The organism is Amycolatopsis dendrobii (assembly GCF_014145675.1).
Classification (GTDB): Bacteria; Actinomycetota; Actinomycetes; order Mycobacteriales; family Pseudonocardiaceae; genus Amycolatopsis; species Amycolatopsis dendrobii.
In genome coordinates this window covers 1-548 of the sequence record NZ_JACGZW010000052.1, presented here as the reverse complement: position 1 = coordinate 548, position 548 = coordinate 1, and the positions used below count along the sequence as shown (strand labels likewise).

Below are 548 nucleotides of genomic sequence, written 5' to 3'. Positions count from 1 at the left end.
CCGCGCCGTGTCGCCGAGCTGATCTTGTCCGAGGACCGCAGCTGCGGTCCGGCGCTGGTGGTGCCGTTGCGGGCGGGTGATCACACGTCGGGGGTGTTGATCGCGGTGCGGGATCCGGGGTCGGCGTTGTTCGAGACGGCGCAGTTGCCGGTGCTGGCGTCGTTCGCGGATCAGGCGGCGCTGGCGTTGCAGCTGGCGGCGCAGCAGCGGGCGGCGCGGGAGCGGGACGTGTTGTCGGATCGGGACCGGATCGCGCGGGATCTGCACGATCACGTGATCCAGCGGTTGTTCGCGGTGGGGTTGTCGATGCAGAGCACGCAGCGGCGGGCGAAGACGCCGGAGCTGCGGCGGCGGTTGCAGGAGAGCATCGATCAGATGCACGAGATCGTGCGGGAGATCCGGACGGCGATTTTCGATCTGCACGGCGGCGCGGCGGGCGGGGTGCGGTTGCGGAACCGGTTGCACGACGCGATCGCGGAGCTGACCGACGACGCGCCGCTGCATCCGGCGGTCAGCATGGCGGGTCCGCTCGACGCGGTGCCCGCCCA

Annotated in this window: 1 protein-coding gene; it reads left to right on the top strand. The window is 71.4% G+C overall.

Annotated features, from left to right (window positions below; all coding sequences use genetic code 11):
- Positions 1–548, top strand: a 548-nt coding sequence (locus tag H4281_RS45065) for a sensor histidine kinase (protein WP_182896964.1), incomplete at both ends; no start/stop codon positions are given.